Here is a 21,666-nt window from a genome sequence, read left to right as displayed (position 1 = left end):
GTGGCCGACGCGCTTGCATACAGTGGCAGGTCTGACGGAAATCTCTGCATCGCGATCGAAGGGACCACATGCCCATGGGTCACACGGCCACAGCCCAGGCCGGCTCCGGCGGCCTGACAGCGACCGAGCACCGGCTGGCCAACGGCCTGCGCGTGGTGCTGTCCGAGGACCACCTGACCCCGGTCGCCGCGGTCTGCCTCTGGTACGACGTCGGCTCGCGCCACGAAGTCAAGGGGCGTACCGGCCTGGCTCACCTCTTCGAGCACCTGATGTTCCAGGGCTCGGCGAGCGTACCGGGCAACGGCCACTTCGAGCTGGTCCAGGGCTCCGGCGGCTCCCTCAACGGCACCACCAGCTTCGAGCGCACCAACTACTTCGAGACGATGCCGACCCACCAGCTGGAGCTCGCGCTCTGGCTGGAGGCGGACCGGATGGGCTCGCTGCTGGCCGCCCTGGACGACGAGTCGATGGAGAACCAGCGCGACGTCGTCAAGAACGAGCGCCGCCAGCGCTACGACAACGTCCCCTACGGCACCGCGTTCGAGCGGCTGACCGCGCTGGCGTACCCCGAGGGCCACCCGTACCACCACACCCCGATCGGCTCCATGGCCGACCTGGACGCCGCGTCCCTGGAGGACGCGCGTGCCTTCTTCCGTACGTACTACGCGCCCAACAACGCGGTGCTGTCGGTCGTCGGGGACATCGACCCGGAGAAGACGCTCGCCTGGATCGAGAAGTACTTCGGCACCATCCCCTCCCACGACGGGAAGCAGCCGCCCCGCGACGGCTCGCTCCCCGACATCATCGGGGAGCAGCTGCGTGAGGAGATCGTCGAGGAGGTCCCGGCACGCGCGCTGATGGCCGCCTACCGTCTCCCGCACGACGGCACCCGCGAGTGCGACGCCGCCGACGTGGCCCTGACCATCCTGGGCGGCGGCGAGTCCTCCCTGCTGCACAACCGGCTGGTGCGCCGCGACCAGACGGCCGTGGCCGCCGGCTTCGGCATGCTGCGCCTGGCCGGGGCGCCGTCGCTGGGCTGGCTGGACGTCAAGACGTCCAGCGGGGTCGAGATCCCCGCCATCGAGGCGGCCGTCGACGAGGAGCTCGCGCGGTTCGCCGCCGAGGGCCCGACCGCCGAGGAGATGGAGCGCGCGCAGGCGCAGCTGGAGCGCGAGTGGCTGGACCGGCTGAGCACGGTGGCCGGCCGCGCCGACGAACTGTGCCGCTACGCGGTGCTGTTCGGTGACCCGCAGCTGGCCCTCACCGCCGTCCAGCGCGTCCTGGACATCACCGCCGAGGAGGTGCAGGCCGTGGCCGCGGCCCGACTGCGCCCGGACAACCGGGCGGTGCTCGTCTACGAGCCGCTCGCGGCGGACGGCACCGAGGGCGAAGAGGGCGAAGAGAACGCCGACAGCGACGAGAACGAGGGGGCGGAGCAGTGAGCGACACCGCAGCCGTCACGATGACCTTCCACCCGCGCCCGCAGGCGGGTGAGCCCCAGCCGTGGGCCTTCCCGGCCCCTGAGCGCGGGACGCTGTCCAACGGGCTGACCCTGCTGCGCTGCCACCGCCCGGGCCAGCAGGTGATCGCGGTCGAGATCAACCTCACCGCCCCCCTCGACGCGGAGCCCGAGGGCCTGGACGGCGTGGCGACCATCATGGCGCGCGCCCTGTCGGAGGGCACCGACAAGCACTCCGCCGAGGAGTTCGCGGCCGAGCTGGAGCGCTGCGGGGCCACCCTCGACGCGCACGCCGACCACCCGGGCCTGCGGGTCTCCCTGGAGGTGCCCGCCTCCCGGCTTGCCAAGGCGCTGGGCCTGCTCGCCGAGGCGCTGCGTGCGCCCGCGTTCGCCGACGCCGAGGTCGACCGGCTGGTGCGCAACCGGCTCGACGAGATCCCGCACGAGCTGGCCAATCCGCAGCGCCGCGCCGCCAAGGAGCTCTCCAAGGAGCTCTTCCCGGCGTCCCTGCGGATGTCCCGGCCGCGCCAGGGCACCGAGGAGACGGTCGCGCGGATCGACTCCGCCGCCGTACGCGCCTTCTACGAGGCCCACGTCCGCCCCGCCACCGCCACGGCGGTGGTCGTCGGCGACCTGACCGGCATCGACCTGGACGCCGTGCTGGCGGACACCCTGGGCGCCTGGACCGGCGACACCGCCGAGGCCCGCCCCGTGCCGCCGGTGACCGCCGACGACACCGGCCGCGTGGTGATCGTCGACCGGCCGGGCGCGGTCCAGACGCAGCTGCTGATCGGCCGCATCGGACCGGACCGCCACGACCGGGTCTGGGCGGCCCAGGTGCTGGGCACGTACTGCCTCGGCGGCACCCTCACCTCCCGCCTGGACAAGGTGCTCCGCGAGGAGAAGGGGTACACCTACGGCGTGCGGGCCTTCGGCCAGGTGCTGCGCTCCACCGCCGACGGCAAGGGCGCCTCCATGCTCGCCATCAGCGGCTCGGTGGACACCCCCAACACCGGACCCGCGCTCGAGGACCTCTGGAAGGTGCTGCGCACCCTCGCGGAGGGCGGTCTGACCGACGCCGAGCGCGACGTGGCCGTGCAGAACCTCGTGGGTGTGGCCCCGCTGAAGTTCGAGACGGCCGCCTCGGTCGCCGGCACCCTGGCCGACCAGGTCGAGCAGGAGCTGCCGGACGACTACCAGGCGCAGCTGTACGCGCAGTTGGCCGAAACCGGCACGGTGGAGGCGACGGCGGCGGTCGTGAAGGCGTTCCCGGCGGACCGGCTGGTCACGATCCTGGTGGGAGACGCCGCGCTGATCGAGGAGCCCGTGCGGGCCCTCGGGATCGGTGACGTCACGGTCGTCACCAACTGATGCCACGGGCGCCCGGATGACGGGCAACTGACGCACTGGACAAGGGGCTCCGGCGGGTTTCCGCCGGAGCCCCTTTTTGTCCGTTTAGTGGTGAGGTTGCTTGTATGTGATGTGGCGTACGCAACAAAAAGGCGCGTCTGTTTGGCGATTGACTGATGATCCGCCTAGCGTCGGGCGTGCTGTCCGTCAGTTGTGCCCGCCGCACCCGCGGCACCGGACAGCGATCGCCGAGTCCCCGTCAGGCGCGAGCCTGGGGAGCCGGGGACCCACATCAGTCCCTGGGGTGAATCGGACCCCCTCGCAAGAGGAGGCCCGTAGGAGACCTTCCTGCTCCGAACCCGTCAGCTAACCCGGTAGGCGAGAAGGAAGGAAAGGATCAAACCCTTCATGGCGTTTGGCAGTCGTCCCGCTGGTACCGGCAAGCACCGTGGTTCCAGCCGCCTGAGCAAGAAGACCGCCGGCTACGCCGGTATCGCCGCGATCGCCACCACGGGCGTGGTCGGCTCCCTCGCCGCCCCGGCCTTCGCCGCGGACAACCACAGCAGCTCCGCCCCGGAGAACGGGCTGGGTGCCGTCGTCGTCGCCGAGGACCTCGCGGGCGACATCGCGGACCAGGCCGAGTCCCAGCAGCGCGCCGCCGAGCACGCCGCCGCCAAGGCGCAGGCCGAGGCCGACGCCAAGCAGAAGGCCGCCGAGGCCAAGCGCCTCGCCGAGGCCAAGGCGAAGGCCGAGCGCGAGGCCGCCGAGCGCGCCGCCCGCGAGGAGGAGCGCAAGCGCCTCAACACCTTCGTCTCCCCGCTCGACGACTCGTACGTCAGCACGCAGTACAAGGCGGGCGGCGGCATGTGGTCCTCCGGCAGCCACACCGGCATCGACTTCCACGCCGCCTCCGGCACCTCGGTCCAGGCGGTGGGCTTCGGTACCGTCGTCGAGGCCGGCTGGGGCGGTGCGTACGGCAACAACGTCGTCATCAAGCACAACGACGGCACCTTCACGCAGTACGGCCACCTGTCCTCGCTGAACGTCTCCGTCGGCCAGCAGGTCACCCCGGGCCAGCAGATCGGCCTGTCGGGCTCCACCGGCAACTCCAGCGGCCCGCACCTGCACTTCGAGGCCCGCACCGGCTCGCAGTACGGCTCGGACATCGACCCGATCGCGTACCTGCGCTCGCACGGCGTCAGCCTCTGACCCTCCGCGCCGCCCATCGGGCACTGCGCGCCGCGCACGGCTTCACGAAGACCCCGCCTCCTGAGCCGGGGTCTTCGTGTTTTCGTGCTCCGGCGCAATGTTTCGGATTTCCGTCCGCTCTCGAAATTATGCTGTGCTGCAATAGAGTCGGAGCGTGCGCGTGAGTGCGCACGGGGACTGGCGGTCGGAAATAGACGGAGGTTCGGTCTTGCGTATTCCTGCGCACGCGGTATGCACGGCAATTCGCGACGACATCGTCTCCGGGGTGTTCGAGCCGGGCGGTCGGCTGACCGAGGAGGTGCTGGCCCGCCGGTACGGGGTCTCGCGCGTACCGGTGCGCGAGGCGCTGCGGACGCTGGAGTCCGAGGGCTTCGTGACCACGCGGCGGCACGCGGGGGCCTGTGTGGCCGAGCCGACCGCGCAGGAGGCGGCGGATCTGCTGGAGCTGCGGGTGCTGTTGGAGCCGCTGGCGGCGGCCCGGGCCGCCCGGCGCCGCACCGACGCGCACCTCAAGGTGCTGCGGGGGCTGGTCAGGCTGGGTCAGGAGCGGGCCAGGCGGGGCCAGGGCGAGGATCTGCGGGCGCTCGGCGGCTGGTTCCACGAGACGCTCGCGCAGGCCTCGGGCAGCCCCGGGCTGATCGCCCTGCTCACGCAGATGCGGCACAAGGTGGCGTGGATGTTCGTGGTGGAGGCGCCGGCCCGGCCCGCGGAGTCCTGGGCGGAGCACGGCGCGATCGTGGACGCGGTGGCCCGCGGGGACGCCGAGCGGGCGCGGACCCTGGCCGCGGTCCACGCCGACCGCGCTGCGGCCGCGCACCGGCTTCGGCAGCGGCCGGCGGTGAGCACTTCGCAACCTGCCGTAAACATGGCGAGCGGCCGGCATTAACAGGAGCCGTATACAAAGGACGGGATCGCGAGAATTCGGCGTGCGGGACAATTGTCCGCGCCGAATTCCGCTGGGGCGGGTGGAATATCGCATGCCGCGCCGGCGCCGGTCTTCTTTTCCGTCGAGGCGCAATTCCCCGAGGTGCGGGTCCCCTCGGGCTCCGGTTTCCCGTCACAGGGGTTCGGGAAGGGCGAAGCCGCGGCCCCCCGGTGGGGGCCGCGGCTTCGCCGTGCTGCGCGGGGTGAACCCGAAGGGTCAGACGGTCTCGGGGAGCTCTTCGAGGCCCTCGGCGACCAGCTTCGCGAGGCGGTCCAGTGCGGCCTCCGCACCCTCGGCCTCGGAGGCGAGGACGATCTCCTCGCCGCCCTGGGCGCCGAGGCCCAGCACCGCCAGCATGGAGGCGGCGTTGACGGGGTCGCCGCCGGACTTCGCGATGGTCACCGGGACGCCGGAAGCGGTCGTCGCACGGACGAAGATCGAGGCGGGACGAGCGTGCAGGCCCTCGGCCCAACCGACGTTGACGCGGCGCTCTGCCATGGTGATGCCCTTCAGGTTCTTACGGTTGTCTAGACCAGTCTCTCACGGCACCCCCAATGCTCCGACCGGCCTCCGGTCCGGATTTCGCCGCTCGTCGACGTTCCCCAGCTTGCACCGCTTCGTCCGGCTTGCCTACTACGCCGCGCGAGCGCTGTCCGGCCCGGTGCGGCCGTAAGGTATGCGCATGACCATAGAGTCGGACCCGTCCTACCCGGCCCACTGGGAAGCCGACGTCGTCCTCCGTGACGGCGGAACCGCCCGGATCAGGCCCATCACGACCGAGGACGCCGGCCGGCTCGTCAGCTTCTACGAGCAGGTCTCGGACGAGTCGAAGTACTACCGCTTCTTCGCGCCCTACCCCCGCCTCTCCGACCGCGACGTGCACCGCTTCACGCACCACGACTACGTGGACCGGGTGGGCCTCGCCGCGACGATCGGCGAGGAGTTCATCGGCACCGTCCGCTACGACCGCATCGGCCCCGACGGCCGGCCCGCCTCCGCCCCTGCCGACGAGGCCGAGGTCGCCTTCCTCGTCCAGGACGCCCACCAGGGCCGCGGGGTCGCCTCCGCACTCCTCGAACACATCGGCGCGGTGGCCCGCGAACGGGGCATCCGCAGGTTCGCCGCCGAGGTGCTGCCCGCCAACACCAAGATGATCAAGGTGTTCACGGACGTCGGCTACGAGCAGAAGCGCAGCTTCGAGGACGGCTCCGTCCACCTCACCCTCGACCTCGAACCCACGGCCCAGTCCCTCGCCGTGCAGCGCGCCCGGGAACAGCGCGCCGAGGCCCGCTCGGTGCAGCGCCTGCTGGCCCCCGGCTCGGTGGCCGTCGTCGGAGTCAGCCGTTCCGGCGCCGGCGTGGGCGCGGCCGCGCTGCGCAACCTGCGCGACAGCGGCTTCCACGGCCACCTCTACGCCGTCAACGAGGCCGTCACGCGCGACCTCCTCGACGGCGTGCGGGCCTACCGGTCCGTCGAGGACATCGGCGCCCCCGTCGACCTCGCGGTGATCGCGGTCCCGGCCGACCGGGTGCCCGACGCCGTGGCCGCGTGCGGCGAGCACGGCGTGCAGGGGCTCGTCGTCCTCTCCGCCGGATACGGGGACAGCGGCCCGGCCGGACTCGCCCGACAGCGCGAGCTGCTGCGGCAGGTGCGCTCGTACGGGATGCGCCTCATCGGCCCCAACGCCTACGGGGTGATCAACACCGCCCCGGAGGTGGAGCTCAACGCCTCGCTGACCCCCGCGCCGATGCCGATGCGCGGCCGGACCGGCCTGTTCACGCAGTCCGGCGCGATCGGGATCGCCCTGCTCTCGGCGCTGCTCCGGCGCGGCGAAGGCCTGTCCTCCTTCGTCTCCGCGGGCAACCGGGCCGACGTCTCCGGCAACGACATCCTCCAGTACTGGTACGAGGACGAGGCCACCGACGTCGCCCTGCTGTACCTGGAAACCCTCGGCAACCCGCGGAAATTCACCCGCCTCGCCCGCCGGACGGCCGCCGTCAAGCCCGTGGTCGTCGCCAAGGGCGGCCGGCACACCCCGGCCGGGCACGTCGTCCCCGACACCCGGCTGTCGGAGGACACCGTCTCCGCCCTCCTGCGGCAGGCCGGCGTCATCCGGGTCGACACGGTCACCGAGCTGGTGGACGTCGGCCTGCTGCTGGCCTCGCAGCCGCTGCCCGCCGGACCCCGGATCGCGATCCTCGGCAACTCCGAGTCCCTCGGGGTCCTCACCTACGACGCGTGCCTGACCCAGGGGCTGCGGCCGCTGCCGCCGCTGGACCTGACGACCGCCGCCTCCCCGGCCGACTTCCGCACGGCGCTCGCCGCAGCGCTCGCCTCCGACGACTGCGACGCGGTGGTGGTGACCGCCATCCCGTGGGTCAGCGAGCACGCCCTCGCCGACGACCTGGCCGACGCGCTCCGCGAAGCCGTCGCCGAGGCCCCCGGCAAGCCGGTCGCGGTCGTGCACGTGGAGCTGGCCGAGCTGGTGCAGGCCCTGTCCGCGACCCGCGGACCCGCCGCCGAGGCGCCGGACCGCCCCGCGGAGGGCGCCCCCCGGACCCCGGCCGCCCACACGGCCGGCGCCACCGCCGATCCGGACCGGATCCCCAGCTACCCCGCCGCCGAACGCGCGGTGAAGGCGGTCGCCGAGGCGGTGCGCTACGGCCAGTGGCGGCGGGCCCTCGCCGACGCCGGGCAGGTCCCCGAGTACGAGGACATCGACGAGGCCGGCGCCGCCACCCAGCTCGCCGGGCTGCTCGCCGACGTCGACGGCGGGGCCGTGCTGACCCTGAGCGACTGGGACGCCCGCGAACTCCTCGCGCGGTACGGGATCCGGGTCCTGCCCACCCTTCCCGCACCCAGCGCGGATGCCGCCGTCCGGGCCGCCGGGGTCCTGGGCTACCCCGTCGCCCTCAAGACCACCGCCCCGCACCTGCGCCACCGCGCCGACCTGGGCGGCGTACGGCTCGACCTCACGAACGAGGCCGAGCTGAGGCGCTCGTACGAGGAGCTCACCGACGCGCTGGGCAAGCCGGCCGAGCTCCAGCCCGTGGTCCAGGCCATGGTGCCGCGGGGCGTCGACACCGTCGTCCGGTCCGTGATCGACCCGGCCGCCGGCGCCGTCCTCTCCTTCGGACTCGCCGGCGTCGCCTCCGAACTGCTCGGCGACACCGCCCACCGGCTGGTCCCGGCCACCGACCGGGACGCCGCCGCACTGGTCCGGTCCATCCGGGCGGCGCCCCTCCTCTTCGGCTGGCGCGGCAGCGACCCGGTCGACACCCCCGCCCTGGAGGAGGTGCTCCTGCGGCTGTCCCGGCTCGTGGACGACCATCCCGAGGTGATCGGCGTCTGCCTGGAGCCGGTCGTCGTCGCCGTCGAGGGGATCTCCGTGCTCAGCGCCACGGTCCGGGTCGCCCATCCGCCCGCCCGCGGCGATCTCGGCCCGCGGACCCTCCCCAGTTACTGAGCGGGTACAGGGCGGTAGGAGGGCACCCGATGGGCCTTACCATTGACCCCATGGCGAAATCCGGTACGACGACCCAGGGGCTGCGCACGGCGATCGAGCGCAGCGGCTACTACCCGGCCCTCGTGGCCGAGGCGGTGGAGGCCGCGGTGGGCGGCGAGCCCATCTCGTCGTACCTGGTCCACCAGGAGACGACCTTCGACTCCAACGAGGTGCGCCGCCACGTCACCGTGCTGGTCCTGACCGGCAACCGCTTCATCGTCAGCCACACCGACGAGCAGGCCGCCGACGCCGGCTCCCCGTCCCCGTACGCGACGACCTCCACCGAGTCGGTCAAGCTCTCCAGCATCTCCTCCGTTGTGCTCAGCCGCGTCGTCGCCAATCCGGAGTCCTACACCCCCGGCACCCTGCCCCGCGAGGTCGTCCTGACCATCGGCTGGGGCGCGGTCTCCCGGATCGATCTGGAGCCGGCCGCCTGCGGCGACCCCAACTGCGACTCCGACCACGGCTACACCGGCAACTCCACCGCCGACGACCTCAGCCTGCGGGTCAGCGAGGCCGGGGACGGGCCGGAGGCGGTGCGCCAGACGCTGCTCTTCGCACAGGCACTGAGCGAGGCGACCGCGGCCACGTCCTCCACATCCGCCCGCTGATGGTGTACTCCGCACCGCAGGACTGGACCGAGCCGGAGCTGCTGGACCTGGCCGGCGCGCCCGTCCCGGAGTACGGCGCCGGGTCGCTCGCCGACCTGCTGCCGACGCTCGTGGCCGGACAGGGTGTCCCCGGCTACAGCGCCGCCATCGCCGAGCTGGCCCCGGCCGACCGCAACTGCGTGTTCCTCGTCGACGGCATGGGCTGGGAGCAGATCAAGGCCCACGCGGACGAGGCCCCGTACCTCGCCTCCCTCCTGGGCAGCTCGCGCGGCGGCACCGGGCGCCCGATCACCGCGGGATTCCCGGCGACCACCGCGACCTCCCTGGCCTCCGTCGGCACCGGCCTGCCGCCGGCCCGCCACGGGCTGCCCGGCTACACCGTGCGCAACCCCGCCACCGGCGAGCTGATGAACCAGCTCCGCTGGCACCCGTGGACCTCGCCGAAGCCGTGGCAGCCCTACCCGACGGTCTTCCAGGAGGCCGACAAGGCCGGCGTGGCGACCGCGCAGGTCTCCTCGCCCGCCTTCCAGACCACCCCGCTCACCAAGGTCGCCCTCAGCGGCGGCACGTTCCTCGGCCGGATGACCGGCGAGGAGCGGATGGACCTGGCCGCCGAACGCCTCGCTGCCGGTGACCGCTCTCTCGTCTACACCTACTACAGCGAGCTCGACGGGGCCGGCCACCGCCACGGCGTGGACTCGGACGCCTGGCGCGGCCAGCTGATGTACGTGGACCGGCTCGTCCAGCGGCTCGCCGAGCAGCTCCCGCCGCGCAGCGCGCTGTACGTGACCGCCGACCACGGCATGGTCGACATCCCCTTCGACGAGGACGCGCGCATCGACTTCGACGAGGACTGGGAGCTGGGCGCCGGCGTCGCCCTGCTGGGCGGCGAGGGCCGGGCCCGGCACGTGTACGCGGTGCCGGGGGCGGAAGCCGACGTGCTGACCGTGTGGCGCGAGGTGCTCGGTGACCGCTTCTGGGTCGCGAGCCGCGAAGAAGCCCTGGAACTGGGCTGGTTCGGCCCGCCGGGGGAATGCGACGAGCGCGTCCTCGGCCGGATCGGCGACGTGGTCGCGGCGGCCCAGGCCGACGTCGCGATCACCGCGTCGCGCAACGAGCCGAACGAGTCCGCGCTCGCCGGAATGCACGGCTCCATGACCGCGGCGGAACAGCTCGTCCCCCTGCTCGAGATCCGTACCTGACCAGTTCCGCTCCGCTGCGGCTCCGGTCCGGCCCGGCACCCGATCCGCCCACGACCCGAAAGGCCCTTACTTCCCATGCCCGAGCTGGTGTTCTTCTCCGGAACGATGGACTGCGGAAAGAGCACTCTGGCGCTCCAGATCGCGCACAACCGCGACGCACGGGGCCTCCAGGGCGTGATCTTCACCCGTGACGACCGGGCGGGCGAGGGCAAGCTGTCGTCCCGTCTGGGCCTGGTGACGGAGGCGGTCGAGGCGCCGGAGGGCATGGACCTGTACGCGTACCTGGTCGCGCAGCTCTCCAAGGGCGGCAGGGCGGACTACGTGATCGTGGACGAGGCCCAGTTCCTCGCCCCGGAGCAGATCGACCAGCTGGCCCGGATCGTCGACGACCTCGACATGGACGTCTTCGCCTTCGGCATCACCACGGACTTCCGCACGAAGCTCTTCCCGGGATCGCAGCGCCTGATCGAGCTCGCCGACCGGATAGAGCAGCTCCAGGTCGAGGCCCTGTGCTGGTGCGGCGCCCGGGCCACGCACAACGCCCGGACGGTCGGCGGCGTGATGGTCGTCGAGGGCGAGCAGGTCGTCGTCGGCGACGTGAACCGCCCGGCGGAGGAGATCGGCTACGAGGTCCTCTGCCGCCGCCACCACCGCCGCCACATGACCAGCGCCGCAGCCCACGCGGCCGCCCTCTCCCCGGACGTCCTCCCGGTCAACCACCCCTGACCGGCCCACCGGCGGGACCGTGACCGGCGCACGGGACCGGCAGCGGCGACGGGCCCGCTCTTACCGGATGCGGGCGGCGGCCGGGAGGGAGAGGACGCCGGCGCCTTCGTCTGACGCGAGCGTGGGGTCGTCCGGGTGGTGCCCGACCGGATTCTCGTCTTCCACGGCTGACCGGCGCGCCGGTCACCCCTGGCGGTGGCGGCCGCCGATGCCCTGGGGGTCGGGCGTGCGGGCCAGGGTGCGGCGGGCGGGGTCGGTGTACTCGCGCTCGACCGACTCGCGCAGCAGGGCCAGTTCGGTGCGGACGGCCGCCATGGTGCCGGGCGGCAGGGCCGTGAGCAGGCCCTCCAGCAGGGACCGGAGGCGCCGGCAGATCTGGACGGACGACGTGCCGTACTCCCGGATCTCGGTCACGGCCAGTTGGAGGAAGTCCTCCCAGTCCCGGCCCTGGACCACCAGCCGCGGCGTGCCGCGGCGGTCGCCCAGCACGTAGCGGTCGCGCAGGCCGGCCCGGCCGACCGCGTGGAGGAACGTCTCGATCTGGTTGAGCACCTGGACCGCGGTGGTCGGGTCGTTCACGGCGGGGGAGAGTGCCCGGACGGCGATGTCGACGAGGACCCGCAGCGCGAACGCGGGGTCCTGCTCGATGGTCCGCTCCGAGCCGAAGGCGATCAGTGCGGTCACCCTGCGCGGCTCGGGAGGCGGCGTCCCACCGCGGACCTCGACGACGACGGCGCCCGGCGGCACGTAGTCGCCGACCAGGCGGGTGACGACGAGGACGCAGTCGTGGCGCGCCGCGAGGGCCGTCAGTCCTTCCGGGTGGAACGCCTGGATGACGCCGCCGCGTTCGGACCGCACGTACGAGATCGGACCGCCGTCCGCCGGCGCGGCGGGGTCCCCGGCGTGCGGTGGGGCGCCGAGGACCGTGCCCTCCACGCGGACCAGGACCGTCTCGCCCATCCGTGCGACCAGTTCGGCGATGGCGACGGGCCGGAGGTTGTGGGTGAAGCGGTTGAGGTAGACCAGCAGCAGCAACAGGCTGACGGAAACGGCCGCCCCGGCCATGGTGACCCCGAGGTCGGGCACGGAGTCCGACTCGATGGTGCGCAGCAGGGCGAAGGAGAAGGAGAAGGTCCCGGCGAAGGTCGCCAGCACCGCCTTCTGCAGCCGGTCGCGGTACCACAGGCGCATGTAGCGCGGGGACAGGGTGCCCGTCGCCTGCTGGACGACGAGCACGCCGATCGTGACGACGAATCCGAGCAGGGCGATCATCGCACCGACGATGGCGGTGAGCACGCCGCTGGCCGTCGAGGCGGAGTACCGCCAGCCGGCCGGGAGCCACTCCGTGGCGTCCACGGCGACCGCCCATTCCGCGAGCAGTACGCCGACGAGCAGACCGAGCAGCGGCACGATCCAGAGGCTGGCCTTCGTGTACTGCAGCAGCCGGAAGCGGGAAGCCCAGGTCATCACCCGGGGCCGAAGGGGGATTCCGGTGGCCCGACGGGCACCTTCGTATGTCTGTGCGGCAGCGGCACGGGTGACCTCCGACCTCCGGTTCGCGGTGCGGGACGGACCGCAGCCCCACGGTAAGGCCGCCCACCGCCCTCCGCCCTCCGTACGCCGCCCGTACCGGCCGGGAGCAGCAGGATCAGCGCGGGCACGCGCAGCCTGCCGGAGAGGATCTGCGAGAAGGCGGCCAGCGCCACCGTCAGGGCGAGGCCGAGGAGGATCTGGTCCTCGCTCACAGCGGCGTTCCCGCCGGGACGCCTGCGGTGCGACGGAGCCCGACGCGGTTCGTCGGGCGGTCCTCAGTCCCCATCGGAGCGCTCGCCTTCGGCGCCGCCGCGCCGGAGGTCGGCGTCGGTGAGGGACTCCAGCTCGCCGTGCGTGTCCAGCCAGTACAGCAGGGCGACGGCCGGGGCGACGATCACCAGGGCGACCAGCGTGACGAACGCCAGCCACGTCAGGGTGGAGGGGGCGCCCGCGGCGTCGGTGACGGTCAGCGAGGTGGGGATGAGATAGGGCCGCTGGGCCATGCCCCAGGCGAGGACCGCCGCGGCGACGACCCCCACCGCGGTGACGCGCACCCAGGCGCCGGGCGGGCGCAGCAGCAGCCATGCCGTGGCGAACGTGGCCGCCGCGGCCAGGAGGACGAAGAGGAGCCCCACGCCGTGGGTGAGGCCGTGCCAGATGTGGGGGGCGTCGGCGCGCGTGACGAACAGCGTGGACACGGCCAGTACGGCGACCACGGCGAGCGCGACCAGCGCCCGCCCCCGGAAGTGGTCCACGAGGTCGGGTGCGTCGAAGCGGCGGGCGTCGCCGGAGAGGAACACGGCACCGAGGAAGGCCGTGGTCGCGATGGCCAGCAGCCCGAACACCAGGGAGGTCGGGTTGGACCAGGCCTCCGCCGACGCCTCCGTGCCGAGAGCGGCCCGGCCGGAGGCGACCCCGCCGACGGCCGCGCCGAGGAAGAAGGGCGTCACCAGCGAGGACACGGCGAACACGGTTCCGAACAGGCGCCGCCCGGCGAGCCGCCGGGAGGCTTTGCGGAAGGCGAAGCCGGCGCCGCGCAGGACCATGCCGACGGCGGCCAGGGCGAGCGGCACCCACATCGCGGAGAACACCGTCTGGAAGAAGACCGGGAACCCCGTCCACATGATGACGAAGATGAAGATCAACCAGACGTTGTTGACCTCCCACACCGGAGCCATGGCGTGGTCGATGAGCCACCGCGGCCGCTTGCCCCGCTCTGCCCCGCCCGCGGTCAGGTCCCAGAACCCGGCCCCGTAGTCGGTGCCGCCGGCGCAGGTGTACGCGGTCACGGCGAGCAGCAGCACGAAGGCGATGACATCGGCGGTCACGAGCGGCCGTCCCCGGATCCGGACGAGCCGGACGAGCCGGAAGAGGCGGAAGAGCCGGAGGAGGTGGACGGGACGGGCGGGCGCGGTCCGTAGGGGGTGTCCGCCTCCGGCGCCTCGACCGGATGCCCCGCCTCCTGCTGCGCGTCGGCGAGCCGCCATCTGGTGCGCATCTTGAGGAGGACGGTGAGGAACGCGCCGAAGACGAACACGTACACCACGATCACCAGCCCGAACATGATCCACAAGGTCGTCGAGCGGGTCGCCGTGACCGCCTCGGCGACCCGCATGTTCTGGTAGACGATCCACGGCTGGCGCCCCACCTCCGTGGTGATCCAGCCGCACTCCACGGCCACGACGGACGCGACGCCCGCGCAGGCCGCGCCGCGCCAGAACCACCTGGATTCCGGCAGCCTGCGGCGCCGCCACCAGACCAGCGCGTACCAGAGGGCGAGCAGTACCAGCACCGATCCGATCACGACCATGAGGTCGAAGGCCCAGTGGGCGATGGTCGCCTGGGTGGCGTTCGGCCGGTCGCTCTCCGGGACGGAGGACAGCCCCAACACCTCGGTGTCCGGACTGAAGCCGGCCAGGACGGAGTCGAGCTGGGGGATCTTGATGCCGCCCGTGACGGTTCCGTCCGGGTGCAGGCGGCCGAACAGGTACTCGGGCATGTGGGTGTCGGTCTTCCAGACGATCTCCATGGCGGCGAACTTCACCGGCTGCTTCTGGAACACCTGCCGGGCGATGGAGTCGCCCAGGAAGAACTGGATCGGGGTGGCGACGGCCGCGACGGTGAACGGGACGGTGAAGCCGAGCCGGTGGTAGTGGTCGCGGCGGCCGCGCAGCCAGCCCACGGCGTAGACCCCGGCCACCACGTACCCCGCGGTGAGCAGCATCGCCACGACGAAGTGCCAGTACTGCGGACCGAACATCGGGGTGAAGATGGCCTTCCAGATGTTCACGTCGACCGGGTTTCCCGCGGAGTCGAGGCTGAAGCCGCGCGGGGTGTTCATCCACGAGTTGGCGGCGAGGATGCCGAACGCCCCCATCAGCGCGGCGGCCGGCAGCGGCAGCCCGAGCAGGAAGTGCGTACGGGGTTTGAGCCGGCGCCAGCCGTAGAGGTAGACGGCGATGAGCACCGCCTCGAGGAAGAACGCCCACGCCTCGATACCGAAGCCGATGCCGAACACGTCGCCCCACCTGCCCATGAGGCCCGGCCAGAGCAGGCCGAACTCGAAGGACAGGACGGTCCCGGTGACGACCCCGACGGCGAACTGCACCGCCATGACCGCCGACCAGCGCCGTGCCAGCAGCAGGGCTGTGGGGTCGTTGCGGCGGATTCCCCGGTAGTGCATCAGCAGGGTGATGAACGGCAGGGCGACGCCCATCGGCACCAGGATGATGTGCGAGGCCAGGGTGAAGGCCATGAGCTGTCGGGCCGGGAGCAACTGGGCCGGCGCGTCCGCCGCCAGCAGGAGAAACGTGGTGTGCATGCGTGCCTTCGCTGCTAGGAACGGCGTCGAGGTCGGGCGGCGCGGGGGTGCGGTCGGCGCAGGGGCGGCGCGAAGGGCGGGGCGGCGCGGATGCCCGGAGGTGTCAGCCGCCGGTGGCGAACCCGGGGAAGAGGGTCATCCCGCCGTCGACGTAGAGGGTGGTGCCCACCACGTAGTCCATGAGGTCGGAGGCGAGGACGACCACCGCGTCGGCGATGTCGTCCGGGTCGCCGATCCGGTCGTACGGGATCAGCTTCAGCAGGTCCTCGCGGGCCTGTTCGGTCTCCCAGGCGCCGCGGTTGATCGGCGTCCTGATGGCTCCGGGGGCGACCGCGTTGACCCGGATCTTCTGCGGCGCGAGCTCCTGGGCCAGGGTCTCCATCATCATCTGCACGCCCCCCTTGGAGGCGGCGTAGTTGACGTGGCCCGCCCACGGGATGAGCTGGTGCACCGAGCTCATACAGATGATCTTCCCGGCCGCCCGGGACACCTCGGGCACGACGCCGCGCCGCACGAACTCCTTCGTCGCCTCCCGGGCGCACAGGAACTGCCCGGTCAGGTTGACGTCCAGGACCTTCTGCCACTGGGCGAGGGTCATCTCCGTGAACGGGGCGTCGCGTTGCAGACCGGCGTTGGCGATCATGATGTCGATCGTCCCGAACTCCCGGACCATCCGGTCCACCATGGCGACGACCTGGTCCTCCTGGGACACGTCCGCCTCGTACGCGGCCGCACGCACCCCGAACGAGGTGATCTCCCGGACGACCGCCTCGGCGGACTCCTGGTCCGCCACGTAGTTGACGACCACCTCGGCGCCGGCCCTGCCGAGCCCGAGGGCGGTCGCCCTGCCGATGCCCGAGTTGGCGCCGGTGACCAGGGCCTTCTGGCCCTTCAGCAGGTGAGCCGGAAGCACACTGCCTGCTGCGCCCACGGTGGAATCCACGTTGTGCTGCCTCCTCGACGAGCGGGCCCGGCCCCGCCCCGGCCGCAACGGGCCGGACCGACCGCCCACGTAATCACCGGCCGTTGCGGGTGGCCCGCCGGGCGGGCCCCGGTTGCGCCGTTCGGCCGACGATCTTCCTCCGGTCGGCGCAGGTCGGCTCCGGCTCCCGAAAGGTCAGTTCAGCCGGGCCACAAGGTGGTCGCCGACCCGCAGGGCGTTGGCGATGGCGGTCAGGGACGGGTTGTTGTGCCGCACGCAGTGGCGGCCCACCACGTCGGAGCTGTTGGCCAGCCCCCGGGGAGGCGGTCGTTCGCCGAGGCCAGCAGCAGGGCGGCGGAGTTGACCGCGCCGCAGGAGACGACCACGACGTCCGCCCGGAAGCGGGTCTCGGAGCCGTCGACGAGCCTGGCGACGGCGGCCGTGACCGTGCGCCCGGTCGCGTCGGTCTCCAGCCGGACCACATGGGCGCCGGTGACCAGCTCCACGCCCGGGTGTTCGAGGGCGGGCTCCACGCAGATCACCTGGGCGTCGGACCTGCCGCGGACCAGGCACGGGAAGCCGTCCACCCGGTTGCAGCGGATGCACGGGCTGGAGGGAACGGCCTTGCCGTCGGCGTCCCGGACGAGGTCGACCCCGATGGGCAGGTGGAAGGGACGCAGCCCCTTCTTCTCCGGATCGTCGCTCAACTGCTGGATGCGCGGCTCGTGTTCGACGGGGGTAGGCGTACTGGGCGCTCACCGGCCCCTCGCCGGGGTCCTCCCGTGCCGCCCGTGCACACGGTGGAGGTGCTCGGCCTGCGTGGAGTACGGCACGCCCGGCCGGGTCTCGATCGGCGCGGCCAGGGACACCGTGCGGCCGAGCCGGACCTCTGCCGCGGCAGCCGCGACGCGGGCGGGCGTCAGATGGCGCAGCGCCCCGCGCCGGCCGCCGTCCGGGCCGGACCGGGCCTGGCCGGCGCAGCCGCTCGTACAGCGTGCGGACGTCCGCCGCACTCATGGCCGGCGCGACGGGCCGTTCGGGGTGCGAGGTCAACGGATCGCCGCCTCAGCCGGCTGTTCCCCAGGGGCGCAGCCCCCAGCGGAGCACATGGCCGGCCCCCGGTTCCAAAACGGTGAGGCCGCTGCCGGTGCGGAAGGCGTCCGCCGGACAGGACATGGCCTCCACGGCGACCCCGCGTCGGCGCCGCCCGGGCTCGGCCAGCGTGTCACCCGTGTAGACCTGCACGTACCGGGTGCCCTCGCCGAGCCACAGGTCGGTGCCGCGGTGTCCCGCCGGGTGCGCCAGCCGGACCACGGCCCGCCCCTCCGCGTCGCGTTCGAGCCCGGTGAAAGCGGTGTCCAGTGCCCGTGCGCCGATGGGCCGGGCGGAGCGGAAGTCGTAGTCCGTGCCCTCGACGGTCACCTCGCCGGTCGGCAGGCCCCCGTCGTCGGTGGTCAGCCGGTGGCGGGCGGGCACGGTCAGCAGCGCCGTGTCGACGAGATCGGTGCCGACCGTCAGGTACGGGTGCTGCCCCACGCCGTACGGAGCCCTCGACCCGCCCGCGTTGACGGCGCGGACCAGGACCGCCAGGCCGTCGTCACCCAGCCGGTACTCGGCGAACACCTCCAGCAGGAAGGGGTACCCGGGCTGCGGGTGGAGGGTGGTGCCCACCCGCACCGCGTCACCGGAGTGGGCGAGCAGCCGCCACGGGGTCCAGCGCAGCAGCCCGTGGATCGCGTTGTGCCTCTCCGGCTCGCTCAGCGGAAGTTGCAGGTCCGCGCCGTCGAAGCGGTAGCGGCCGCCGCCCAACCGGTTGGGCCAGGGCACGAGGAGCTGCCCGCGCCCCGAGGTGACGGGCTCGTCGGCGGCGAAGCCGTCCAGCAGGGGCACGCCGTCCGCCTCGTAGTGGCGCAGGGCGCCGCCCAGTTCGACCACCACGGCGCTCTGCCCGCCGTGGCGCAGCTCCCACTGCTCGCCGGTCGGGCCTGCGGGCCGGGGCGTCTGCGCGGACATGGGAGCCTCCTCGGACATCGGGGCAGGGGCGGCCAGGCCCAGCAGCGACAGCGCTGCCGCCACCACGGCCCGCGGCGGCTGGTCGATCTCCACGACCACCGGGTGCTCGTCGGGTCCCGGTTCCTCGAGGTCGGCGAACTGGCTGTCGAGCAGGGCGGGCGGGAAGAAGTGGCCGTGCCGGGCCTCCAGGCGGGCCCGCACGAGCGCCGGCGTGCCGCGCAGGTACAGCAGGCGTGCCCCGGGCCGCCCGCGCAGCAGCCGGTCCCGGTAGGAGCGCTTGAGCGCCGAGCAGGTGACGACCGCCGGGCGCTGCGCGCCGGCCTCCTCGTCCATCCAGGCGCCGATGGCCGCGAGCCACGGGGCCCGCTCGGCGTCGCCGAGGGGGTGCCCGGCGGCCATCCTGGCGCGGTTGGCCGCGGAATGGAACTCGTCCGCGTCCCGGTGGGACCAGCCGAGCCGGTCCGCGAGCAGCCGGGCCACCGTGGTCTTGCCCGAGCCGGACACGCCGACGACGAGCACCAGCGGGGTCGGCGGCGCGGCCTCCACCGGCACCGGCGCTCAGTCCCCCGTCAGACCGGGCGCCGTGCACAGCGCCCAGACGATCAGGCCGTCGATCGCCAGGAGCACCAGGGCCCAGAACGGCGTGTACGGGAGCCACATGAAGCTCGCGACCATGCTGAGGCCCGCGAGCGCCAGGCCGACGACGCGGGCCCACAGGGCGCCCCGTACCACGGCCAGCCCTGCGCAGAAGATCACGACTCCCAGGATCAGGTGGATCCAGCCCCAGCCCGTGAGGTTGAACTCGTAGGCGTAGTGGGGGGTCGGGATGAAGACGTCGTCCCTGGCGATCGCGGAGATGCCCGAGAACACCATCATCAGTCCGCCGAACACCATCAGGAACCCGGCGAAGTACAGCCAGCCGTTGCGGGCGCTGAAGCCGCCCTTCCGCGCAGCCGGGGCAGCACCGTCCGGGCGGGTTCCGCCCACGTGACTCGTCATGACACGCTCCTTCCGATCCGGATCAGCGGGGGCCCGTGCCGGGCGGGCCCCGTCGGCGTGCGCCGGCCGCCGGTCACTTCGCGGCGGGCGCCGGGGTGCCGACCGCCTTGCCCACAGGTGGGACCTCGGGCCCGGGCGGCAGCAGCTCGGTGACCACGAAGGCGACCACGGACGCCAGGATGACCACGGGGATCATCGCGCCGCTGCCGAGCAGCAGTACGACGAGCACCACGCTGCTGACCGGAAGCCTCAGCGCGCAGGTGGCCGCGGCCGCCATCCCGGCCGCGAGGCCGGGTACGACGCCCAGGCCCGGCAACGGCGCGAACAGCACACCCGCGGCGGCGCCCAGGAACAGGGCCGGGAAGATCGGGCCGCCGCGCAGGCTGCCCAGGCAGAGTGCGTACGCCGCACCCTTGCACAGCAGGACCGCGACCAGCGCCCCGATGCCCCAGGCCTGCGGATCCGCCGCCATGCTCCCCAGCGTCGCCTGGCCGGACGAGGCCACGTCGACGGGGGAGTTGCCGGTGACGAGCGCGTACAGCGCGCCGAAGGCGCCGGCCGCCAGGGCGCAGACGGTCGTGCGGGCCACGGGCCGACCGGCCACGTACACGGCGGCGTACCGGCCGCCGGCCAGGACGAAGTGCATGAAGACGCCCAGGGCGGCCGCCAGGACCACCGACCACACGACGTCGCCGGCGTCGAGACGGGGGAAGGGGATGTCCAGGTCCAGCATCAGGCTGCCGGAGGACAGGCCCGTCCAACGGCCGAAGCCGGTGAACACGAGCTCGCCGATTCCGCTGGAGAGCAGCGCAGGCAGCATGATCGCGAACAGCTGCGGTCCGCCCACTCCGGCCACCTCCATCAGCAGCACGGCGCCGACCAGCGGATTGCCGAAGATCGCGGAGATGGCCGCGGCGGCTCCGGCCGCAGCGAGGATGACTGTGCTCTGCGCGGTGGCGGGCGCCTGGGCCAGGTCCCGGAACAGCAGCGCGAGCCCCCCGCCGAGTGCGATGAGCGGGGCTTCCGGGCCGAGGGTCGCACCGAGCGGGAGGCTGAGCACCGCCGCCAGGACGACGCCCGGCAGGGCGGCCGACGCGGCTCCTCCCGCGTGCAGTCCGGAGGCGGGGATGTGGCCGCCCGCGCCGGGCAGGCGGGTCACCACCAGCCCGACCAGGACGCCGGCGATCAGCAGCAGGGGGAGCGGCCACCACCAGGGCGGTGCGTCCCAGCCGAACGCCTGGGGGAGGTCGGCCCACACGACGTGCTCCAGCTCGTGGAGCGCGACCAGGAACCAGAACGCCGCGAGGGAGACGGGGACGCCGATGAGGGCACAGAAGAGGAGCAGCTTCAGGTAGCCCGGCGTGCGCAGCATGTCCCGCAGCCGGTCGCCCTCCGCGGGTTCTTCGGCCGGTGGCGGAGCCGGGGTACGCGGTGCCGTCATGGGTCGTCCCTTCCCGTCCCCGTGGCCGAGCGGCCACTCAGCCGAGGAGTTTGGCCTTCTGCGCGGCGAACTCCTCCTCGGTGAGCACCCCTTGGGCCTTCAGCTCACCCAGCTGCTTGAGCTGGTCGAGCTTGCTGCTCATGTCGTCGCCGGGCGGGGGTCCGGCCGCAGGCGGAGGGGGCGGGGGCGGTGCGGCCTGCTGCTCCTCCTGCTGGGCCCAGCGGCCCGCCTGCCGCCGTGACACGCGGTTGGACACCGCGGTGGCGGTTCCCGCCACGACGGCGGTACGGGCTACACCGCGAAGAAGTCCGGGCATGGATCGTCATCTCCCAGGTTGTTCAGGGGCCCGAGGCGGCCGCCGGGCGGCCGGTCCTCGGGTGGCAAGCAGGGCCGCGGCCGTGCGGCCCGGGTTCACGCCTCCATCGCGTCGAGCGAGGCCAGCAGCGCCTGGACCGGAATCCGGCCGCTCGCCACCAGCTGGCCCCCGCCGCGCCGCAGGGCACGGGCGAAGGGCGCCGCCCAGACGTTCTCGTAGACCAGGATCCCGGCGGAGTTGCCCGCCTCCAGAGCGGCACCGGCCTCGTCGATGTCGTCCTGGCCGAGCAGACCCGAGGCCGCGCCCTCGAAGACGGACAGGTCCATCTCGCCGCCGCCGACGTCCTTCAGTTCCAGCGCCATGACGGAACCGTCGGCGTCCTTGCGGACGAAGACCAGGTCGAGGATGCGGATGATCCCGCGATCCACCAGATCGACGAGCAGGGGGAAGCCCTCACCGGTCATGCGGTTGCCGGGGAACTCGACGACCAGGTAGTCGACAGGCCCCATCGTCTCGATGTCGTCGCTCATCACCACTCCTCGGTGCGATGCGGTGGGGTGACCGCGCAGTGGGCCGCCGCCGGCTCCGACGACGCCTTCTGCGGCACACGGCGGCGGGGCAGCCCCCAGCTCAT

At 73.0% G+C, this 21,666-nt stretch carries 19 protein-coding genes and 1 riboswitch; of the genes, 8 read left to right on the top strand and 11 right to left on the bottom strand.

Annotated elements, in window-relative coordinates:
• Nucleotides 1-74: 74 nt before the first annotated feature.
• The 4 genes from ACZ6JS_RS28525 (at nt 75) to ACZ6JS_RS28510 (ending at nt 4,904) form a co-directional block, all read left to right on the top strand.
• Nucleotides 75-1,442: a M16 family metallopeptidase gene (locus tag ACZ6JS_RS28525; RefSeq protein WP_469302110.1), complete on the top strand. Its 1,368-nt coding sequence runs from the start codon at nt 75-77 to the stop codon at nt 1,440-1,442.
• Between the two features lie 20 nt (nt 1,443-1,462).
• The gene (locus tag ACZ6JS_RS28520) at nt 1,463-2,830 is read left to right on the top strand and encodes a M16 family metallopeptidase (RefSeq protein WP_469302236.1); all 1,368 of its coding nucleotides are present in this window, start codon (nt 1,463-1,465) and stop codon (nt 2,828-2,830) included.
• 215 nt (nt 2,831-3,045) lie between these two features.
• Nucleotides 3,046-3,204, top strand: a riboswitch (cyclic di-AMP (ydaO/yuaA leader).
• 13 nt (nt 3,205-3,217) lie between these two features.
• A complete protein-coding gene (locus tag ACZ6JS_RS28515; RefSeq protein WP_469302108.1) occupies nt 3,218-4,018 on the top strand; it encodes a M23 family metallopeptidase in 801 nt (266 codons plus the stop codon).
• Between the two features lie 208 nt (nt 4,019-4,226).
• Nucleotides 4,227-4,904 (top strand): GntR family transcriptional regulator, encoded by a 678-nt coding sequence (locus ACZ6JS_RS28510; protein WP_469302106.1) that lies wholly within the window; start codon nt 4,227-4,229, stop codon nt 4,902-4,904.
• Nucleotides 4,905-5,159: 255 nt separating this feature from the next.
• Here ACZ6JS_RS28510 and ACZ6JS_RS28505 read toward each other — a convergent pair whose 3' ends face one another.
• Nucleotides 5,160-5,441 (bottom strand): HPr family phosphocarrier protein, encoded by a 282-nt coding sequence (locus ACZ6JS_RS28505; RefSeq protein WP_030026990.1) that lies wholly within the window; start codon nt 5,439-5,441, stop codon nt 5,160-5,162.
• Nucleotides 5,442-5,625: 184 nt separating this feature from the next.
• On the opposite strand from ACZ6JS_RS28505, the gene ACZ6JS_RS28500 reads away from it, so the two are divergent.
• From ACZ6JS_RS28500 to ACZ6JS_RS28485, 4 genes are all read left to right on the top strand, one after another.
• Nucleotides 5,626-8,409 (top strand): bifunctional acetate--CoA ligase family protein/GNAT family N-acetyltransferase, encoded by a 2,784-nt coding sequence (locus ACZ6JS_RS28500; protein WP_469302104.1) that lies wholly within the window; start codon nt 5,626-5,628, stop codon nt 8,407-8,409.
• Nucleotides 8,410-8,459: 50 nt separating this feature from the next.
• Nucleotides 8,460-9,059, top strand: coding sequence for a DUF5998 family protein (locus ACZ6JS_RS28495; protein WP_030838227.1), 600 nt, complete (start codon nt 8,460-8,462; stop codon nt 9,057-9,059).
• Nucleotides 9,059-10,261, top strand: coding sequence for an alkaline phosphatase family protein (locus ACZ6JS_RS28490; RefSeq protein ID WP_469302103.1), 1,203 nt, complete (start codon nt 9,059-9,061; stop codon nt 10,259-10,261). Before ACZ6JS_RS28495 ends, ACZ6JS_RS28490 begins: the two co-directional genes overlap by 1 nt.
• Nucleotides 10,262-10,336: 75 nt before the next feature.
• Nucleotides 10,337-10,987: a thymidine kinase gene (locus tag ACZ6JS_RS28485; protein WP_469302101.1), complete on the top strand. Its 651-nt coding sequence runs from the start codon at nt 10,337-10,339 to the stop codon at nt 10,985-10,987.
• A gap of 183 nt (nt 10,988-11,170) precedes the next feature.
• Here the strand turns inward: ACZ6JS_RS28485 and ACZ6JS_RS28480 are convergent, their stop codons facing one another.
• The 10 genes from ACZ6JS_RS28480 to ACZ6JS_RS28435 all read right to left on the bottom strand — a co-directional run bounded on the left by ACZ6JS_RS28480 (nt 11,171) and on the right by ACZ6JS_RS28435 (nt 21,562).
• Nucleotides 11,171-12,454 (bottom strand): DUF2254 domain-containing protein, encoded by a 1,284-nt coding sequence (locus tag ACZ6JS_RS28480; protein WP_469302099.1) that lies wholly within the window; start codon nt 12,452-12,454, stop codon nt 11,171-11,173.
• 341 nt (nt 12,455-12,795) lie between these two features.
• Complete coding sequence (locus ACZ6JS_RS28475) at nt 12,796-13,848, bottom strand: cytochrome d ubiquinol oxidase subunit II (RefSeq protein ID WP_469302097.1); 1,053 nt, start codon at nt 13,846-13,848, stop codon at nt 12,796-12,798.
• The gene (locus tag ACZ6JS_RS28470) at nt 13,845-15,341 is read right to left on the bottom strand and encodes a cytochrome ubiquinol oxidase subunit I (RefSeq protein ID WP_469302095.1); all 1,497 of its coding nucleotides are present in this window, start codon (nt 15,339-15,341) and stop codon (nt 13,845-13,847) included. Before ACZ6JS_RS28470 ends, ACZ6JS_RS28475 begins: the two co-directional genes overlap by 4 nt.
• 103 nt (nt 15,342-15,444) lie before the next feature.
• Nucleotides 15,445-16,284, bottom strand: coding sequence for an SDR family oxidoreductase (locus ACZ6JS_RS28465; protein WP_469302094.1), 840 nt, complete (start codon nt 16,282-16,284; stop codon nt 15,445-15,447).
• A gap of 230 nt (nt 16,285-16,514) precedes the next feature.
• The gene (locus tag ACZ6JS_RS28460) at nt 16,515-16,970 is read right to left on the bottom strand and encodes a GMC family oxidoreductase N-terminal domain-containing protein (protein ID WP_469302092.1); all 456 of its coding nucleotides are present in this window, start codon (nt 16,968-16,970) and stop codon (nt 16,515-16,517) included.
• Nucleotides 16,971-17,328: 358 nt separating this feature from the next.
• Nucleotides 17,329-18,828: a gluconokinase, GntK/IdnK-type gene (locus ACZ6JS_RS28455; protein ID WP_469302090.1), complete on the bottom strand. Its 1,500-nt coding sequence runs from the start codon at nt 18,826-18,828 to the stop codon at nt 17,329-17,331.
• A gap of 6 nt (nt 18,829-18,834) precedes the next feature.
• The gene (locus ACZ6JS_RS28450; protein WP_469302088.1) at nt 18,835-19,275 is read right to left on the bottom strand and encodes a DUF7144 family membrane protein; all 441 of its coding nucleotides are present in this window, start codon (nt 19,273-19,275) and stop codon (nt 18,835-18,837) included.
• Between the two features lie 73 nt (nt 19,276-19,348).
• Nucleotides 19,349-20,716, bottom strand: coding sequence for a chloride channel protein (locus ACZ6JS_RS28445; RefSeq protein ID WP_469302086.1), 1,368 nt, complete (start codon nt 20,714-20,716; stop codon nt 19,349-19,351).
• Nucleotides 20,717-20,753: 37 nt separating this feature from the next.
• The gene (locus ACZ6JS_RS28440) at nt 20,754-21,032 is read right to left on the bottom strand and encodes an SHOCT domain-containing protein (protein WP_469302085.1); all 279 of its coding nucleotides are present in this window, start codon (nt 21,030-21,032) and stop codon (nt 20,754-20,756) included.
• Between the two features lie 95 nt (nt 21,033-21,127).
• Nucleotides 21,128-21,562: a DUF6325 family protein gene (locus ACZ6JS_RS28435; protein ID WP_469302083.1), complete on the bottom strand. Its 435-nt coding sequence runs from the start codon at nt 21,560-21,562 to the stop codon at nt 21,128-21,130.
• Between the last annotated feature and the right edge of the window lie 104 nt (nt 21,563-21,666).

This window comes from Streptomyces sp. NPDC046349 (assembly GCF_055587885.1).
Note: the sequence above shows the minus strand (reverse complement) of the source record. Positions and strands in the feature narration are given on the sequence as shown.

Coding starts and splice junctions, on each gene's coding strand:
- ACZ6JS_RS28435 (WP_469302083.1), bottom strand. CDS start 21,562: ATGAGCGACGACATCGAGACGATGGGGCCTGTCGACTACCTGGTCGTC.
- ACZ6JS_RS28520 (WP_469302236.1), top strand. CDS start 1,463: ATGACCTTCCACCCGCGCCCGCAGGCGGGTGAGCCCCAGCCGTGGGCC.
- ACZ6JS_RS28515 (WP_469302108.1), top strand. CDS start 3,218: ATGGCGTTTGGCAGTCGTCCCGCTGGTACCGGCAAGCACCGTGGTTCC.
- ACZ6JS_RS28485 (WP_469302101.1), top strand. CDS start 10,337: ATGCCCGAGCTGGTGTTCTTCTCCGGAACGATGGACTGCGGAAAGAGC.
- ACZ6JS_RS28500 (WP_469302104.1), top strand. CDS start 5,626: ATGACCATAGAGTCGGACCCGTCCTACCCGGCCCACTGGGAAGCCGAC.
- ACZ6JS_RS28490 (WP_469302103.1), top strand. CDS start 9,059: ATGGTGTACTCCGCACCGCAGGACTGGACCGAGCCGGAGCTGCTGGAC.
- ACZ6JS_RS28450 (WP_469302088.1), bottom strand. CDS start 19,275: ATGACGAGTCACGTGGGCGGAACCCGCCCGGACGGTGCTGCCCCGGCT.
- ACZ6JS_RS28495 (WP_030838227.1), top strand. CDS start 8,460: ATGGCGAAATCCGGTACGACGACCCAGGGGCTGCGCACGGCGATCGAG.
- ACZ6JS_RS28470 (WP_469302095.1), bottom strand. CDS start 15,341: ATGCACACCACGTTTCTCCTGCTGGCGGCGGACGCGCCGGCCCAGTTG.
- ACZ6JS_RS28480 (WP_469302099.1), bottom strand. CDS start 12,454: ATGACCTGGGCTTCCCGCTTCCGGCTGCTGCAGTACACGAAGGCCAGC.
- ACZ6JS_RS28525 (WP_469302110.1), top strand. CDS start 75: ATGGGTCACACGGCCACAGCCCAGGCCGGCTCCGGCGGCCTGACAGCG.
- ACZ6JS_RS28440 (WP_469302085.1), bottom strand. CDS start 21,032: ATGCCCGGACTTCTTCGCGGTGTAGCCCGTACCGCCGTCGTGGCGGGA.
- ACZ6JS_RS28445 (WP_469302086.1), bottom strand. CDS start 20,716: ATGACGGCACCGCGTACCCCGGCTCCGCCACCGGCCGAAGAACCCGCG.
- ACZ6JS_RS28505 (WP_030026990.1), bottom strand. CDS start 5,441: ATGGCAGAGCGCCGCGTCAACGTCGGTTGGGCCGAGGGCCTGCACGCT.